The following is a 17315-nucleotide window of genomic DNA, read 5'->3' as shown; positions in this document are numbered from 1 at the left end:
ATTCTTGAGTTTTTTCAATATAGACTTCGCAAGATATTCGTTTATCTCAGAATATTATACCATCTCCAGTTTTCCAACATGGCGGATAAACGGAATCTCATCACTTTTTATGTCATCGTAAAGACTACGAAGATTTTCTTCCAGCTCACTTATAGAATATGCCTGCGTCTTGTAGTCCGGAAAATCATTCAAATATCCAATGTAAAAATCTTTATCTTTCCAGTAAGTGTATTCCATTGACATTATAAAACCTCCAGTGCATAAAGATATTATGATTCAAATTTGGACGGAATTCAAGTTTTTGATTTAAATTATAAAAAAAAATGGCCGCACAAAATGCAGCCACTGTCAACAGAAAGTGATTTTTACAAAATGCAGTTGAGGAATTTCTTTAATCTCTCGGACTTTGGAGAGTCAAAAATCTGCGACGGAGTTCCTTCTTCCGCAACAATTCCGTCTTCCATAAAAACAACACGGTCAGCAACTTCTCGGGCAAATCCCATTTCATGCGTTACAACAACCATTGTCATTCCGCCCTTTGCAAGCTCCTTCATAACGGAAAGAACTTCGCCGACCATTTCCGGGTCAAGCGCGCTGGTAGGCTCGTCAAAGAGCATGACTTTAGGCGACATTGCAAGGGAACGCACAATCGCAATTCTCTGCTTCTGTCCGCCGCTTAAAGTTGAAGGATAAACATTCGCTTTGTCCGCAAGTCCAATCCGCTCCAAAAGTTCCATCGCTTTTTCATTCGCCTGATTTTGAGAAAGGAGCTTCAGCTTAACCGGCGCAAGAGTGATATTTTTTAGAACTGTAAGATGCGGAAAAAGATTGAAATGCTGAAAAACCATTCCCATCTGGCGGCGCACAAGATTTATATCCGCATTTTTGCTTGTGATGTCGTTTCCTTCAAAAAGAATAGAGCCGGAATCTGGAGTTTCAAGAAGATTAAGGCAGCGCAGAAAAGTGGATTTTCCAGAGCCGGAAGGCCCGATTATTACAACTTTTTCGCCCTGCTTTATTGTCTGCGTTATGCCTTTTAGAACTTTCAGCTCTCCAAAGCTTATTTTCAAGTCTTTAGTCTCTATCACTTTTTGCCATCCTTTTTTCAAGAATCGAAAACAGCTTTGTAAGCCCAAGCGTAAGGCAAAGATATATAAGCGCGCATGAAAGAAGCGGAATCCAGGCGTTGTAAGTTGCGTTGCGGATCATGTCGCCGGCTTTTGTAAGATCCATAACTGCAATAAAGCTTGCCACGGAAGTTTCTTTTATAAGAACTATGAATTCGCTTGTGTAAGTAGGAAGAACAGCTTTTGCTGCCTGCGGAAAAATTATCATTGTAAGAGTCTGCCAGTAGTTCAGTCCCAAGGAACGTCCTGCTTCCATCTGCCCGGAATCCACGCCTTGAATTCCAGCGCGGAAAATCTCTGTGCAGTAAGCCCCGGAATTTATTCCATAGGCAAGAGTCGCAACCAGCACACGGTCAAGTCCAAGAGGAGCAAAAACAACAAAGTAGAAAATCATGAGCTGGGTTGCCAAAGGAATTCCGCGGATAACGGTTGTGTAGATTTCCGCAATTATCCTCAAAACAGGATTCTTTGAAATCTTGAACAGCGCGAACACTGCTCCCAAAATCGTTCCAAGGATAATCGCAACAATAGCGATATAAATCGTAACTCCCAGTCCCTGCAGAAGCAAAAGCCACCGCTGCCCGGAAATAAGCGTATCGTAAATTGAATCAAACACAGCCGTCTCCAAAAGCTACTTGCGGACTATAATAACCTGATTTGAAGTGAAGTAAGGCTCAGAAAAGTCCACGTTCTTTTTGCGCTCTTCTGTAACGCTCATTCCAGCCGCAATAAAGTCAATCGCACCGCTAGAAAGAGCTGGAATAAGGCTGTCAAAAGACATATCAACAACTTCAAGAGACTGTCCCAAGTCCTTTGCAATTTTCTGTCCCATTGTAATGTCAAAGCCAACAATCTTAGTTCCTTCTACGTATTCAAAAGGAGGGAACGCGGCGTTTGTTCCAAGCTTTACAACTTTTCCAGAAAGAACTTCGTCGCTAGGAATTTTTATAATTCCGTCAGCAGGCATAAATGCGTTAACCAGCTCTTCGTATCCGCCGTTAGACTTAAGAGAAGCAATTGTCTTGTTTATTGATTCCAAAAGGGAAGCGTTGCCTTTTTTTACAGCGATTGAATATTCTTCCTGCGCAAATTTTGAGTCCACAATCTTGAGCTTTTTGCTGTTGCGGGAAACAATCTGCTTTGCCGGAAGCTCGTCAAGAACAATAGCGTCAATCTGACCGTTCATAAGGTCAAGAGCAGCGTCCATTCCAGATTTAAAAGAAGAAAGTTTTGCGTTCTTCAAGTTTTCCTGAACATAAGTTTCGCCAGTTGTGCCGCCCTGAACTCCGATGCGTTTTCCGTCAAGGTCTTCTATTCCTTTGATTTCAACAGATTTTTTCTTTGCGCTTACAGGAAGAACCATGCAAGCCGCCAATGCAAATGCCAAAACAACAGCTTTTTTCATAAAATGCCTCTATTTAAATTAAAGATTTTGTTTCCATGTCAAACCTGAAAACTCACGTATTCTAGCAGTTTTTCAGTTGATTTTCAATTAAAAGCGTTTTCTTAGCGCACAAGGCTGCCTTTAAATGTGTTTCCGTTCAGGCTGTCTATGTGAACTTGCACGAATTTTCCGATTAAGGAAACAGGAGCTTCAAATGCAATGCGCTCGTTCTGCCCGGTCTTGCCCAAAAGTTCCTTGGCGTTGTCGCGGCTTATAATGTCCGCAAGAACCTTTATGTTTTTTCCAACCTGCTTTTCCATCACTTTTCTTGTAATTCCAAGCTGAATGTCTATTATTTTCTGAAGACGTTCTTTTTTTACTTCAAGCGGAATTTGGTTCTGCATTTTTGCGGCTGGAGTTCCTTCACGCGGATTATAATAGTACATAAACGCGCTTTCAAATTCCACTTCCTTCATAAGCGAAGCCGCCTGCTCAAAGTCTTCTTCAGTTTCTCCGGGGAAGCCAAGCATTATGTCCGTTGTAAGCTGAATTTCTGGAATACGGGAACGCAGTTTTTGAACAAGTGAAAGATACTGCTCGCGTGTATATTTTCTGTTCATGGCTTTTAAGATTGAATTGGAGCCGTGCTGAACTGCAATGTGAAGCCCAGTGCAAATGCGCTTTTCTTCCGCAATAACTTCTATAAGCTCATCCGAAAAATCCTTGGGATTGCTTGATTCAAACCGAATCCATTCAATAGGCGAATTTGTTTTTTCCAGATGGCGGCAGATTGTTTTTAAAAGGCTTGGAAAATTCATTCCGTCTGCGCCCTTGTAAGAATTCACGTTCTGCCCCAAAAGCGTTATTTCCTTTACGCCGCGTCCGGCAAGCACATCAAGCTCATGCAGAATCTGTTCTACAGGACGGCTCACTTCCCTTCCGCGAACATAAGGAACAATGCAGTACGAGCAGAAATTGTTGCAGCCGTGCATAATGGGAACAAAAGTCGAAAACGCGCCTTCCTCATACGAAGTTTCCGCAAAAACATAAACCGGCTCTTCGTCAGTCTGAATATATTTCTGGCCTTCTTCAACTGCCTGAATTATTTCGCCGAATTTATTTTTTGCAAAAGTTCCCACAACATAGTCAACGCAAGGCCACTGCTTTTGAAGCGACTTTAAAAGACGTTCCGCCATGCAGCCCATTACAATCACGGTAAGAGGAACCGCTCCGTTTTTCTGCACGTATTCCGCGGCAATTTCCATGTTTCTTTTTTTTGCATCGGGAGCGCACGAACGCACTTTCTTCAGTCCGGAAAAAAATCCAAGCCGCCCGAATATTCTTTCTTCTGCGGAACCGCGCACAGAGCAAGTGTTTATTACAACCATGTCGGCAAGCTGAACATTTTCAGCCTTTTTCCAGCCGCGTGAAATTAAAATCTGTTCAACGGAAGCACTTTCGGCAATGTTCATTTCGCAGCCGTAAGTTTCAAAAAAATAAGTCATTTGCCCATTATAAAGAATAAAGCGGCATTGCACAATTGAAAAAGTTTATATTTCATTTGTGGCAAAAATACAACAAAAGTATGATTTTTAAGTATAAAAAGTATTCAGCAAAACGGTTTTCGTAATATTTTCACAAATTCTTTGACATATATTTTTTGTCATTATAGAATTCGGAGCATAGATTGAAAGAAGGAGGAAATTTTAATTGAAAAAAATCTTAGCAATGGCGGTTGCACTGGCAATGTTTTCCGCGGCAGTTTTCGCTGATGTGGCTTGCAAAAAGCTCGACAATGGAAAAGTAGAAGTTACATTCTCGTTCTCGCATCCGAGCGCAAAAAATGTTCTTCTTGCGGGCGACTTTACAAACTGGCAGTCTGGCGCAAAGACAATGAAAAAAGAAGGCAACACTTTTGTATACAGAAAAGTTGTTTCAGAAAAAAGCGTGCTTACTTACAAGTTCATCATAAACGGAAACTGGATGACAGACAAAAATGCTCCGGCTACAACAGATGACGGATTCGGCGGAAAAAACGGCGTTGTTGACGTAAAAACGCTCATAAACTAAAAGCCCCTTGTGCCGGAGAACGCGACAATGCAGCTCCGGCATTTTTTATGCTTCGTTAAATTCTGTGTAAGCGTAGGCGTTGTGATTGTGAATGCTTTCAAAATTCTTGCATTCTACGCTAAACCAGCTGAAAGGCTTTTCGCTTTTTGAAAAATTCTTTAGCGCAATAAAAACTTCGCGCACAACATCTTCCACAAAACGGGGATTCTCGTAAGCATGCTCGGTAACAAATTTTTCGTCCGGGCGCTTTAAAATGCTGTAAAGTCCGCCGCTCGCGCTTTTTTCAACTTCTTCAATCACGTCTTCAATCCAGAAAAGGCTTGAATTTTTAAGTTTTACCGTAACAATTCCGCGCTGATTGTGCGCACCGTACTGGCTGATTGCCTTTGAGCACGGACACAAAGTCGTAACAGGAATTTCAATTTTTATAAAGAAATTGTTTCCGCCTGAACTAACCTCGCCCTCGTAAGTGCATTTGTAACACATTATGCTTTCCGCATTGGAAACTGGAGCCTGTTTTTTCATAAAGAAAGGAAATTCCATTGAGCCGAACGCGCGTTCCGCATCGAGGCTTTTTCTGATTTCCTCAAGCATAGAAAGAAACTGCTTCATTCCAAGATTTTCCCGGTGGCGGTGGAAAATTTCTATAAAGCGCGACATGTGAGTTCCCTTGTAATTGTGCGGCAAGTTCACGAACAAATTCACTTTTGCGCACGTTTTCTGAGAGCCTTCCGCCTTGTCCAAAACCTGAACAGGATAGCTCAAGTCTGTAACGCCGACTTTCTGCAAGGGAATTTCGCGTGTGTCTTTTGAATTCTGAATATCAATCATTTTGAGCCTTAAAATTTTCCGCGCTTTCCAAAGTATTAAAAATAAGCATTGCGATTGTCATAGGACCGACTCCGCCCGGAACTGGAGTTATAAAGCCCGCGACTTCTTTTGCGCCTTCAAAATCAACATCGCCGCAAAGCCTGAATCCGCTTTTCTTTGTTGAATCTGGAATGCGGTTTACGCCAACGTCAATTACAGCCGCGCCGGGTTTTATCATATCCGCGGTTACTGTGTTCGGGCGGCCGGAAGCCACAATCAGAATGTCAGCATTTTTTGTGTATTCCGAAAGATTTTTTGTTCCTGTGTGGCAGATTGTAACAGTTGAATTGAATTCTTTTCTTAGCATCAAAAGTGCCATAGGCTTTCCGACAATGTTGCTGCGTCCGATAACCACGACATTTTTTCCGCTTGTTTCAATGTTCATTTTCTTCAATAAAACAGTGATTCCGTTTGGAGTGCAAGGAAGAAATCCTTTTTCGCCTGTAACAAGCCTGCCCACATTCACTGGATGAAAACCGTCTACGTCTTTTTCCGGGCTGATTGAATTTGTAACTTTCTTTTCGTCAATATGAGAAGGAAGCGGAAGCTGAACAAGAATTCCGTGAACAGTCTTGTCTTCATTCAGTTTTTGAATCAAAGACAAAAGTTCCTGCTCTGTAGTTGATTCTGGAAGCTCAATGCTTCTGTCTTCCATTCCGGCTTCTGCAAGAGCTTTTCTTTTTCCTGAAACATAGCTTACGCTCGCAGGATTGTTTCCCACAAGAATAACCGCAAGGCAAGGCGTAATTCCGCTTTTCTTAAGCTCCGAAACTTTTTTTGCAACGTCGGCTTTTACTTCCGCGGCAATTGCTTTTCCGTCTATAATTTTTGCGCTCATCTGTAACCTTCCATTTTTTTGTTTTCTTTTTTATAAAGCAGATGCAGAATTCAAAACTTCCGCTAGATTGATAAAATCCTTGAAACCAAGTATAATCGCTTGGCAATATTCAAGGAAAAATCCATTTGAAAACTGCCTAAGCATAATATAAAAAAACAGAACAAATTGCCATAGAAGAATTTGCTTTTATGTTAAAGGAAAAATTATGAAACGTTTGATTACGCTTTTGAGCGTAGGAATTATAGGAATTTACATTTCGGCGGCGCAGGCTGCACTTCCAAAGACAACTTTTATGCAAAGCTCGCAGGATGAAAATTCAGGCGATGACGGAGACGAATACACGGAAGACGACATCAGCTTTGACCTTGGAATGAATCTTCCGGGAGACCAGTACATAAAAATTGCGCTTGGTCTTTGCCTTCCGTTGAATTTTCCAGACTTTGAAAGCACCATAAAAGGAGATTCGCAGCTAAAACTCGGCGGACTTGGCTCTTTGGGCTACCATTACTTTTTGACTTCAAAAATTGCAGTCGGATTCGATGTAAGCTTTGGATTCAATGTTTCAATCGGAAGCCACGTATTCAACTATGTTCCATTTATTGCTTCGCTCACTTACCAGCCGGTTGCAGGCAGATTTGAATTTCCGCTCACAATCGGACTTGGATTTGCCTGGGAATCTTTCGGCGGAAAAAATTATTTTCCGGGGCTTGTTGTAAAACCGGAAGCCGGCGCAATGTTCCGCCTTACAGAAAGCTGGTCGCTCGGACTTGAAGCTTCGTATCTTCTTATGCCGCAGTTCGCTTCTTGGTACAATGACAATGCGGAAAATTTTGCAGGACAGTTTCTTACATTCAGCGTAACGGCAAGATACCATTTCTAATTTTTACAAAAGGAAAACAAATGAAAAAGTCAATTATAAACAGCATTTTTCTTTCCGCAGTTTTTGCCTGCCTTGTAGGATTTACTTCCTGCCACGATGACATTTACGGCGCAATCAACAACGAAATAGAACTGAACTCAAGCGGATTGCAAGGCGATATGCATTCAATCGTTCACTACAAAGACTACATTTTTACTTGCAACGGAAAAATTTTTTACAAGACAAATCAACCTTCATCCGAAACAAAAAGTTACAACGGAGGCTGGAATGGCACAACTTCTCCTAGTTCAGAAAAAGGCGACAACGACATTCCTGCCACAACATATTTTCTTGCAAGCGACAGCAAATATCTTTACGCTCTGACTTACATTTGGGTTGAAAACGATGACGGCGAAAACGAGCCAAAGACAGCGACAATTTACGCGACACATTCAGATCCTGGAGAAGGAGAACTTACCTGGACAAAAGTTGAAAACATCAGCGGCGGAAACTATTCTTTTGAAAACGCAAAAGTAATTTTCGACAACAAATATTTTTCTGTAGCCGACGACAATTCAGTTTCAATTGACAAAAGAGAAGCCTACGCAAGAATCAGAGCCACATCCCAAGACACTTACAAGCTTTACAAACTGAACGGAAGCAGCGCGCCCACAGAAATTTCTGGCGAGACATTTGTTGATGAAGCATCTAATGAAACAAATGCGATTTCAGCCTGCTACTTTAATGGAAAAAATTATTTCTCAAGATACTACGGAATGACTTCCAACGCGAACTGCCTTTATTACACAAAAACTTACACAAGAAGCAACAATGTAAACAGAAATTCAAGTCTTTATTATATAACGGCTTCTGATTCTAGCGAGCAGTCTGTTGACCTTGACGCTGGCGGACTTCTTTCTATTGCCGCTGCAAAAGACTACATTCTTCTTGGAACTTCAGGCGGACTTGAAAGAGTTGCAATCAATCAAACAACTGGCATTCCAAATGGCGGCACTTCAAAAATGACAAGCAACGGAAACTCTGTAATTTCTGAATATGTATTCATGGTCTTTGTTCTTAATCCGAATAAAGCAGAAGGCTCTGATTCAACAGAAGAAGGAACGGATGAATACGCGGCTTCAACTATTTACGGCTCAATCCGCTCTAGCTCCGACTCTTGGGACGACACTGGTCTTTACGCTTGGTATCCTTCAAATGATGAATGGAACCGCGACGGAGACTAGCCTAAAAAAATGGATGAGCTTTTTTCCAACTTAAAAGATTCCCACGAGCCTCTTGCCGCACGAATGAGGCCAAGAACTCTTGACGAGTACATTGGGCAAGAGCACATCGTAGGCAAAGGAAGACTTTTAAGAAGGGCGATTGCGGCAGACCAGCTTACTTCCGTTATTTTCTACGGACCTCCAGGAACAGGAAAAACAACACTTGCACGCGTAATTGCGAATCATACAAGTTCAAATTTCATTACGTTGAACGCGGTTCTCACAGGCGTTGCAGATATTAGAAAAGCGATTTCCGATGCTGAAACACAAAAAAATCTTTATAAAAGAAAAACAATTTTATTTGTAGACGAAGTTCACCGCTGGAACAAAAGCCAGCAGGACGCTCTTCTTCCCTGGGTCGAAAACGGAACTATAATTTTAATAGGCGCAACAACAGAAAATCCTTTTTTTGAAGTGAACAAAGCCCTGGTTTCAAGAAGCAGAGTTTTTCAGCTCAAGCCGCTTACAAAAACAGATTTGCTAAAAGCTGCAAAGCAAACTTTGTCCGACGCAGAACGCGGCTACGGAAAATGGAAAGTTGAATTTGAAAAAGGCGCGCTGGAACATTTAATCGAAACTGCAAACGGAGACGCAAGAAGCCTTTTAAATGCGCTGGAGCTTGCAGTTGAAACGACTCCAGAAAAATGGCCGCCAAGTTTTGGAAGCACAATCTACATTTCAAAAGAAGCCTGCGAAGAATCAATTCAAAAAAAAGTTGTTCTTTACGACCGCGACGGAGATTATCATTACGACATAATTTCCGCATTTATAAAAAGCCTAAGAGGACGCGACCCAGATGCCGCCTGCTACTGGCTTGCAAGAATGGTAAAGGCAGGAGAAGACCCGCATTTTATTTTTCGCCGTATGCTGATTTCTGCCTGCGAAGACACCGGGCTTGCAGATCCAAATGCAATTTCAATTGTTGAAAGCTGTGCCGCCGCCTTTGACCGTGTAGGACTTCCAGAAGGCAGATATTTTTTAACGCACGCGGCTTTGTATCTTGCAACTGCGCCAAAATCAAATTCCTCAATGGCATTTTTTGACGCTTTGTCTTCTGTTGAAAAAGAAGATGCCGATGTTCCAAATCATTTGCGGGACGCTTCAAGAGATGCGGAAGGTTTCGGACACGGAGCAGGCTACCTTTACCCGCACGCTTACAAAGACCATTGGGTTGCGCAACAATATTTGCCGGACACTCTTGTTGGAAAAGTTTTCTACACGCCTTCAACTCAAGGCTACGAAGCAAAAATCAGAGAAGACATTCTTTCTCGCAGGGAAGCCCAGATTGCGTCAATCCTTGAAGATTCTGAAGAAAAAGATTCAGAGCAAATAAACGCAGTTTCTGACTGGTGGAAAGAAGCAGGACATTTTCACGGCTTAAAAAAAACTGGAGAAAATCTTACATACACTGCGGAAAATCCAAGAAAAAATTCAGTTCTTGAAAAAGGCGAATCTCTTTGGCGGGCAAGGCTTGAAACAAACAAGGCGCAGAATTTACTTGGAATCCGAAATGCGATGACCGAAGCCGCAAGCATTTTAAGATTCCACAGATGTCTTGTTGCAAATGCAGACGACGCGCTTCTTTTATTTGACCTTATACGAAAAACTCCGGAAGGCTTAGTATGCGGAATATGCAGAACTCCAGCTGGAATGCAATCCTTGACACGCTACGCTTCAACACTTGAAGAACTAGACCAGCCAAAACTCTGCATAAAAAAAGACACGCTAAGAAATTCTATTGCACTTTTTGGCGACATAGAATTTGACAGATTTTTTGCGCGTGATATTTTTTCCACAAAAGATGATATTGAAGAGCTTTGCGTTTCTTTAAGCGACGGATTTTTTGGAACAGAAAAAATAAAGCGCGACATTTCTTTCAGCGCAGAAGAAGTTCAAAACGGAACAAAAGAGCTTTTCCCTTTCTTTGAAAAAAATGCACAGGCTATAATTTCACAAAGAATTCCTTGTTCAGGTCAGCATTTAACAAAGCTAATTGAAGAAACACTTTTTAAAGAAAAAGTCGCACCTAAAGAAATAAAAAAACTTTTGCAAGAATCAGAGCAGGCGGAAAAAGAGTTTTTTGAAAACACTATGAATCCGATTTTTTCATGGAACGAAGAAACTGTAAAAAATATTTTTGAGCAAAACAATTTTTCTTGTCTTTACAAGTCTGCATTTATTTTGGAAAAGCGAAAAATCAGCGCGCAAGAAACCGAACGTTGGTTTAACGCAGAAAATTCTTCCTACGGCAAATTTATAAAAGGAAAACTCGGCAATGAAAAATTCGAAAAACTCAAAGAGCTTTTTATTCAGGCTGCGGAAAAAAATATTTTCAACTGGAAAACAAAAAATACAATTTTCATAATTTCAGCAAAATAAAAAAATGAATCTTAAAGCTGGCGAAACAATAGAAAATCTTCATGTAAAAACTCTTAGGCTGATTCAAGGAAAAAAAGAATTCCGCTTTGGAATCGACGCGGTTCTCTTAGCCGACTTTGCGCACACAAAAGGAAAGTGCAAGGTTTGCGATTTGGGAACAGGAACTGGAATAATTCCGCTTTTAATGTCTGAAAAAAATCCAGAGGCAAATTTTGAATGCATAGAAATTCAAGAAGAATCAGCGGACATGGCAAGCCGAAGCGTAGAGCTAAACAGCCTGCAAGAAAAAATCAAAATATTTTGCGCAGACATAAAAGAGCCGTTTGAAGTTTTGCAAAAAAATTCTTTTGACGCAGTTGTTTCAAATCCGCCTTACATAGAAATTTCAAACGGAAACACAAACAAAGATGAAACACTTTCCATTGCGCGCCATGAAATTTTCTGCACGCTCGAAGACGTAATAAAAACTGCCTCTGCCCTTTTGAAGTCGCATGGAAAATTTTTTCTGATTCACAAGCCTTTCCGCCTGCCGCAAATTTTTTCTTTGCTCGAAAAATACAAACTTGCGCCAAAAAGAATGAAACTTGTTTTTCCAAACAAAGAAAAAGAAGCTTCGATGGTTTTGCTTGAATCTGAAAAATGCGCAAAGCCTTATTTAAAAATTGAAAGTCCAATAATCGTTTATGGCGACGACGGAAAATATTCAAATCAAATTGAAAAAATTTATGGACGAAATTAAAAATTAAAATGAGCTACAGAACTCTCAATTCATATTTAAAAGAAAAATTCGGCTGCAAAGTTTACAAGCTCTCTCTTTCAACCGGATGCACTTGCCCAAACCGCGACGGAACAAAAGGAACTAGAGGCTGCACTTTCTGTTCTCAAGGCGGCTCTGGAGATTTTGCGGCAAAACCAGCTCCCATAGAAATTCAAATTGAAGAAGCGAAAAAAAGAGTTGATTCAAAATTTCCAAAAAGCATTCCACCTGAAAAAAGAAAATACATCGCATATTTTCAATCGTACACAAACACTTACACAAACAAAAATATTACAATAGAAAAACTCAAGGAAATTTTCTTTGGCGCAATCAGTCGGCCAGAAATTGTTGCGCTTTCAATCGGAACTCGCCCGGACTGCATTCCAGATGAAATTCTTGAACTTCTCTGCAAACTAAACAAAATAAAACCAGTCTGGATTGAACTTGGACTTCAGACAATCCACGAGCAAACTGCAAAAAAAATAAACAGAGGCTACACTTTAAAAGAATTCGAAAATTGTTTTTACAAATTGAAATCAGCAGGAATCGAAGTCATTGCGCATATAATTCTCGGGCTTCCGGGCGAATCAAAAGAACTTATGCTTCAAACTGTAAAATATCTTTCCGAACTGAATCCTAGGCTCGACGGAATAAAAATTCAGCTTCTGCATATTCTTGAGGGAACAAAAATGGCGCAGGAATACAAGGAAAATCCTTTTAAACTTTTTGAGCTTGAAGAATACTGCGAATTTGTCTGCGAGTGCTTAAAAATCCTTCCGCCTGAAATCGTAGTCCACAGAATAACTGGCGACGGTCCAAAAAAAATTCTGATTGCTCCGATTTGGTCCGCGGATAAAAAAAATGTTTTAAATACATTGAAAAAGAACATAGAACGCTTTATTGACAATAAACTGCAATAGGAATAAAATAGTTGCTATAGAATAATTTATTCAAGGAGTTAACTTACCATGGTTAAAGTTGCTATTAACGGTTTCGGCCGCATTGGTCGCCTTGCATTCCGCCAGATGTTTGAAGCTGACGGATATGAAGTAGTTGCTATCAACGATCTTACAAGCCCAAAAATGCTTGCTCACCTTCTTAAATATGATACAGCACAGGGTGGATTCATGGGAAAAATTGGTGAAGGAAAACACACAGTTTCTCACATTGATGACGTTCTTGCTGAAGACGGAAAAACTGTAAAAGAACCAGGTGCTATCGTTGTAGATGGAAAGAAAATCACAATCTACAAGGAAGCTAACGCTGCAAATCTTCCTTGGGGAAAAATCGGTGTTGATGTAGTTCTTGAATGCACAGGTTTCTATGTATCAAAGGCTAAATCACAGGCTCACATTGATGCTGGCGCTAAGAAAGTTGTAATTTCAGCTCCTGCTGGAAACGACCTTCCAACAATCGTTTACAATGTAAACCACAAAACTCTTACAAAGAACGACAACATCATTTCTGCCGCTTCTTGCACAACAAACTGCTTGGCTCCAATGGCTAAAGCTCTTAATGACTATGCTCCAATTCAGAGCGGAATCATGTCTACAATCCACGCTTACACTGGCGACCAGATGATTCTTGACGGTCCACAGCGCAAGGGCGATCTTCGCCGTTCACGCGCAGGTGCTCAGAACATCGTTCCAAACTCAACAGGCGCTGCAAAGGCTATCGGTCTTGTAATTCCTGAATTGAACGGAAAATTGATTGGTTCAGCACAGCGTGTTCCAGTTCCAACAGGATCTACAACAATCCTTACAGCTGTTGTAAAGAAAGCTGGAGTTACAAAAGAAGAAATCAATGCTGCAATGAAAGCTGCTGCAACAGAATCTTTTGGATACAACGAAGACGAAATCGTTTCTTCTGATGTAATTGGAATGAGATTCGGTTCTTTGTTCGATGCAACACAGACAATGGTTTCTAAGATTGCAGATGATCTTTATGAAGTACAGGTTGTTTCTTGGTACGACAACGAAAATAGCTACACTTCACAGATGGTACGCACAATCAAATACTTCGCAGAAAACTGCTAATTATAGCTACTTTCTGAAGAAAAGGGCATCCTGAAAATGGATGCCTTTTTTGTTTAACTAGAAAAAAACTGAAAAAGTAAAAACGAATTTTCAAGCCAGATTTTTATTTGTATCCGTCTGGCTTTTCCATTTCATCTGAATCTTGAGTCGGCTCATATTTTTTGCGCTTTACAAATCCGTTGTCAAAATAGAAAGTTACAGATTTGCATTCAGAGCGGACTTCATCAATTTCATCGCGCACAAGAATTTTTGCGCCAGGATAAACAGTTCCGCTTGCATTTACACATCCAACAACTTTCAGTTCCCTGTTATGAGCGTTGATTTCATTGATTTCAGTTGTCATTTTTTCGCTTGAATCCATCAAGTCAACACGCTGATTTCTTAAGTTCGCAAGAGTTTCCTCTTTTTCCTTTGGAAGCGAACGGCGCACTTTTTTCTGATTTTCCAGCGTTGAAATATTCAAGTCAACTTCCTCAAGCTGCTTAACAACATTTGACTGCATTTCCTGAAGTTCCTGCAATCTAAGTTTCGCCTTTGGATCAAACCCAACTTCAAGGATTGTTTCAATTCCGCCGCCAGAAGAGCCGATGTTCTTTGCAGTAATTTCCTCAGTTGCAAAAAGATGACCGCCAATAATAGAAGCGCGCTTTCCCTTCAAGAGGATTTTTTTCATCGCGGTAACATTGCTGTTCATAATGTTGTCGTTCACAACAACATATTCTTCCGCTGTAACTTTTACATTCTGAAGGAATCTTGCCCAGACAGATTTGCTTGTAATTATCTCGCCTTCATCACGGCCCATTACGCCTTGAGAAATAACAATATCGCCGCCAGCTTCAATATGACAGTTTCCAACAGAACCGTAAATTTCTATGTTTCCGTCTGCCTTTATGCTGAATCCGTCTTCAACGTTTCCGCGGCAAACAACAGTTCCCATGTAAGTGATGTTTCCGGATTTGATGTTAACGCCCGGAACTTCGTAAACTTCTTCAACCGTAATTTTGTCGCCAACCAAAGTTACGTTTCCGTTTTTCTCTGCAATAACTGTGCGTCCATCTGAATCAAGCTTTGTGTTCTGCCCAAGTGGAATCGGAATGTCTTTTCCGTTTTTTGCTTCAAGATAACGGCCAAGAATTGTTTTTCCGCCTTTTCCACGCTGAGGAAGAACTTTTACCGCCAAAGGCTGACCGACAACAACGTTTTGAATAAGATTAAGCTCTTTAAAGTCAACCTGACCGTTCGCTGTTTCCTTTAGCCTGAGTTTTGTCTTATCAGTTTCAAATTTGTAATCAATATAAGCGTCTGTGCCGTTAACAGGAAGAATCGCTGCCGCAACTTCATAAGGCATATTGTAAATCGGATTGTCAACGAACGAAATTATTTTGTCGTCTTCAATTCCGGCGACAACACCTTGTGTCTTTAAAGCATTCTTTATATTTTCCGCGGAAATTTCAGAGCCGCCTTGCGATGGAGGTGAAACAGTAATGGTTGCCTGCATTTCATCCTTGGAAATATCGACAGCCATAACAGCATCTCCTGCCGCGACATGGGTAAAAGTTCCAACTTCCATATAACTGTTGTCCGTGCCGTCTTCCGCAAGTTTCTTTAAAAGCTTTTCATCAAGCGAAGTGTTGTCCGGCCGTCGGGCTTCATTTATAAGGTCCGATGCAGAAACTGGAGTTCCAGAGCCTTTTGGCAATGTAACTTTAACAAATATGCGCGAGCCAAATCTATGCACATAGAACATTCCGTCAACTCTTTCATTTTCAGCATTGCTTGCGCCAGCCTGTTCTCCAGCAAGAGACGCGGCTTCTTTTTCTTTTTTCTGACGGATTACAGTAGGATTTTCATATACGCGGATTCTCCAAGGCTTTTTCATAAGACCAATAATGCCTTGGCTTCCCCTTTCTATAACTTCATATTCAAGGTTGTTTTTTTTTGAATCAAGCTGAACAGCCGCATCATCAAGACATTCATCCAATGTGTCTGCCCGGACTTCAACAGTATGAATGTCCTTGTCAAAAGCAAGCTGCTTTTCCATGTCTATTCTAAGCTTGTCAAGAGTTACCATAAAACCTCTTAAAAAATTCCTTTGCGGACGCTTGTAAGTTTTGCACGCAAACGCAAATTCGCCTTTGAATGAAGCTGGCTTATGCGGCTTTCGCTTACATTAAGAACCTGACCGATTTCCTTAAAAGACAAATCCTCGTGGTAATAAAGAACAATTACCATTTTTTCATTTTTAGGAAGTTCATTTATAGCCTGAATTATAACTCTGCGGATTTCCTCACGCTCAACAATGACATCAGGATTAAGGCTGTTAGGAGCTTCAATGCTGTCTCCAATTGAAACGTGCTCGCTTTCGTCCCCGGAATACCAAACATCGTTCAGTGAAAGCACACTTGTTCCGCTTACCTTCATAACAGCCGACTGATATTCAGCTTCTGTCATGTTCATGGCTTTTGCAATTTCCGCATCAGAAGCAGTGCGTCCCAATTTTGATTCAAGCTCAACAATTGTGTCTTCTATCTCGCGGGATTTTTGGCGCACAGAACGCGGAACCCAATCCAGTTCCCTAAGCTCATCAAAAATCGCGCCTCTTATGCGTGTTGTTGCGTAAGTCTTGAATTTTACGCCTTTGTCAATGTCAAATTTATTTATGGCATCCAAAAGTCCAAACTGCCCAAAGCCAACAAGATCGTCAAATTCCACGCTGTCAGGCATCCCTGTGGAAACTCGTCCCGCAACCCATTTTACAAGGGGCATATACTGACGGATTAAACGGTCTCTTATTGCGACAGATTTGCTTTTTTTATACTCATGCCAAAGTTCAGCTTCTTCGTTTTCATCTAAAATTTGATTTGCCATGTATCCCACACCCTTGCTAGAAAAACTTTAGAAGTTTCAGTTCCAAAGCTCTTCGTTAATATCCCCATATTACATTTCATCTTTTTTTAGCAACGTCCTTATTGCGCTTGCAATTGTCTTTGTATCCTGTTCTACAGAAACTTTTCCGTCTGTAGGCGCAGAAGGAAGTTTTTCCGAAGATTCAGTTTGAGCAAAATCGGAGTCATTTATAACGCCGCCGTCATCATCTGATTCCCCGGAAAAAACACCAATATCAGGCAAAGCATCTATTTCCTGCGACTGGGAAGCTTTTTCAGCAGACGCCGCCGCTGGCTTAATTTCAGGCTCAATTTTTTCCGGCGCGCTAGAATCCGCAACTGGAACTGCATTTTCTACAGGCTCATTGGCAGCAACAGAAGAATCAGCTTTTTGCAAAGAATCAGCAGCAGGAGCTTCTTCCGTTTTTTCTTCTATTTTTGAAGCCGTTCCTACAGAGCCGCCGCCATTAAAGAAATTTTTATTTGCGCTCACATCAAAATTTGGAGCCGCCTCGTCTTCTGTAAGGTTTTCATCGTCAATTGTGATATTCACAACAGAGCCAGCCTTTGAAACCGTTTTTTTTCCAGCTTCGTCTTTTGAATCCGACAAAGTTTCAACTGAAAGAAACTTCTTATTCAAAAATTCTGCCGCAAATGCCAAAAGCGCAAAAACCACGGCAAAAATAATTCCGCGGAAAGAAGCAACAAAAAATCGATGAGTAGAAATAATGCTTATAAGGAAAGACAGAACAAATCCAACACCAGCAGAAGCAGCTACATTTTTTAAATTGAACATGTTCTTTCCTCCCGTTTATTATATTCTTATA

At 41.0% G+C, this 17315-nt stretch carries 17 protein-coding genes; 7 read left to right on the top strand and 10 right to left on the bottom strand.

The window, feature by feature from the left end:
- Positions 1 to 54: 54 nt before the first annotated feature.
- From Q0H92_RS04390 to miaB, 5 genes are all read right to left on the bottom strand, one after another.
- Complete coding sequence (locus tag Q0H92_RS04390; protein WP_296012357.1) at positions 55 to 243, bottom strand: type II toxin-antitoxin system HicB family antitoxin; 189 nt, start codon at positions 241 to 243, stop codon at positions 55 to 57.
- Between the two features lie 122 nt (positions 244 to 365).
- Positions 366 to 1088, bottom strand: coding sequence for an amino acid ABC transporter ATP-binding protein (locus Q0H92_RS04385; RefSeq protein WP_296012355.1), 723 nt, complete (start codon positions 1086 to 1088; stop codon positions 366 to 368).
- The gene (locus Q0H92_RS04380; protein WP_295799932.1) at positions 1075 to 1743 is read right to left on the bottom strand and encodes an amino acid ABC transporter permease; all 669 of its coding nucleotides are present in this window, start codon (positions 1741 to 1743) and stop codon (positions 1075 to 1077) included. The genes Q0H92_RS04385 and Q0H92_RS04380 overlap by 14 nt, the downstream gene beginning before the upstream one ends.
- 15 nt (positions 1744 to 1758) lie before the next feature.
- Entirely contained in the window at positions 1759 to 2532 is a 774-nt protein-coding gene (locus Q0H92_RS04375) for a transporter substrate-binding domain-containing protein (RefSeq protein WP_296012353.1), read from the bottom strand.
- A 101-nt stretch (positions 2533 to 2633) separates the two neighbouring features.
- Complete coding sequence (miaB, locus tag Q0H92_RS04370) at positions 2634 to 4016, bottom strand: tRNA (N6-isopentenyl adenosine(37)-C2)-methylthiotransferase MiaB (RefSeq protein ID WP_296012351.1); 1383 nt, start codon at positions 4014 to 4016, stop codon at positions 2634 to 2636.
- Between the two features lie 205 nt (positions 4017 to 4221).
- Here miaB and Q0H92_RS04365 point away from each other — a divergent pair, with 205 nt between their 5' ends.
- The gene (locus Q0H92_RS04365) at positions 4222 to 4581 is read left to right on the top strand and encodes a glycogen-binding domain-containing protein (RefSeq protein WP_296012349.1); all 360 of its coding nucleotides are present in this window, start codon (positions 4222 to 4224) and stop codon (positions 4579 to 4581) included.
- A 45-nt stretch (positions 4582 to 4626) separates the two neighbouring features.
- Here Q0H92_RS04365 and folE2 read toward each other — a convergent pair whose 3' ends face one another.
- Entirely contained in the window at positions 4627 to 5412 is a 786-nt protein-coding gene (folE2, locus tag Q0H92_RS04360) for a GTP cyclohydrolase FolE2 (protein WP_296012347.1), read from the bottom strand.
- Positions 5405 to 6289, bottom strand: a complete 885-nt coding sequence (gene folD, locus Q0H92_RS04355; RefSeq protein ID WP_296012345.1) for a bifunctional methylenetetrahydrofolate dehydrogenase/methenyltetrahydrofolate cyclohydrolase FolD — start codon at positions 6287 to 6289, stop codon at positions 5405 to 5407. The genes folE2 and folD overlap by 8 nt, the downstream gene beginning before the upstream one ends.
- Positions 6290 to 6494: 205 nt before the next feature.
- Here folD and Q0H92_RS04350 point away from each other — a divergent pair, with 205 nt between their 5' ends.
- Genes Q0H92_RS04350 through gap form a run of 6 tightly spaced genes read left to right on the top strand, consistent with a single transcriptional unit; the run spans position 6495 to position 13603 of the window.
- Complete coding sequence (locus tag Q0H92_RS04350) at positions 6495 to 7169, top strand: hypothetical protein (RefSeq protein ID WP_296012342.1); 675 nt, start codon at positions 6495 to 6497, stop codon at positions 7167 to 7169.
- Positions 7170 to 7189: 20 nt separating this feature from the next.
- Entirely contained in the window at positions 7190 to 8392 is a 1203-nt protein-coding gene (locus Q0H92_RS04345) for a hypothetical protein (protein WP_296012340.1), read from the top strand.
- A 9-nt stretch (positions 8393 to 8401) separates the two neighbouring features.
- The gene (locus tag Q0H92_RS04340; protein WP_296012338.1) at positions 8402 to 10810 is read left to right on the top strand and encodes an AAA family ATPase; all 2409 of its coding nucleotides are present in this window, start codon (positions 8402 to 8404) and stop codon (positions 10808 to 10810) included.
- A gap of 4 nt (positions 10811 to 10814) precedes the next feature.
- Positions 10815 to 11549: a tRNA1(Val) (adenine(37)-N6)-methyltransferase gene (locus Q0H92_RS04335; protein ID WP_296012336.1), complete on the top strand. Its 735-nt coding sequence runs from the start codon at positions 10815 to 10817 to the stop codon at positions 11547 to 11549.
- 8 nt (positions 11550 to 11557) lie between these two features.
- Complete coding sequence (locus tag Q0H92_RS04330) at positions 11558 to 12487, top strand: TIGR01212 family radical SAM protein (RefSeq protein WP_296012334.1); 930 nt, start codon at positions 11558 to 11560, stop codon at positions 12485 to 12487.
- A gap of 48 nt (positions 12488 to 12535) precedes the next feature.
- The gene (gene gap / locus Q0H92_RS04325) at positions 12536 to 13603 is read left to right on the top strand and encodes a type I glyceraldehyde-3-phosphate dehydrogenase (RefSeq protein ID WP_296012331.1); all 1068 of its coding nucleotides are present in this window, start codon (positions 12536 to 12538) and stop codon (positions 13601 to 13603) included.
- Positions 13604 to 13706: 103 nt separating this feature from the next.
- Here the strand turns inward: gap and Q0H92_RS04320 are convergent, their stop codons facing one another.
- From Q0H92_RS04320 to Q0H92_RS04310, 3 genes are all read right to left on the bottom strand, one after another.
- The gene (locus tag Q0H92_RS04320; RefSeq protein ID WP_296012329.1) at positions 13707 to 15674 is read right to left on the bottom strand and encodes a FapA family protein; all 1968 of its coding nucleotides are present in this window, start codon (positions 15672 to 15674) and stop codon (positions 13707 to 13709) included.
- Positions 15675 to 15682: 8 nt separating this feature from the next.
- Positions 15683 to 16471 carry an RNA polymerase sigma factor WhiG gene (gene whiG / locus Q0H92_RS04315; protein ID WP_013701714.1) on the bottom strand — a complete coding sequence of 263 codons (789 nt, stop codon included), beginning with the start codon at positions 16469 to 16471 and terminating at the stop codon, positions 15683 to 15685.
- A 69-nt stretch (positions 16472 to 16540) separates the two neighbouring features.
- Positions 16541 to 17284 (bottom strand): hypothetical protein, encoded by a 744-nt coding sequence (locus Q0H92_RS04310; RefSeq protein ID WP_296012327.1) that lies wholly within the window; start codon positions 17282 to 17284, stop codon positions 16541 to 16543.
- Positions 17285 to 17315 lie beyond the last annotated feature (31 nt).

Origin of the sequence: uncultured Treponema sp., assembly GCF_934725225.1 — a bacterium.
Classification (GTDB): Bacteria; Spirochaetota; Spirochaetia; order Treponematales; family Treponemataceae; genus Treponema_D.
This window is presented reverse-complemented; position numbering and strand designations above follow the sequence as displayed.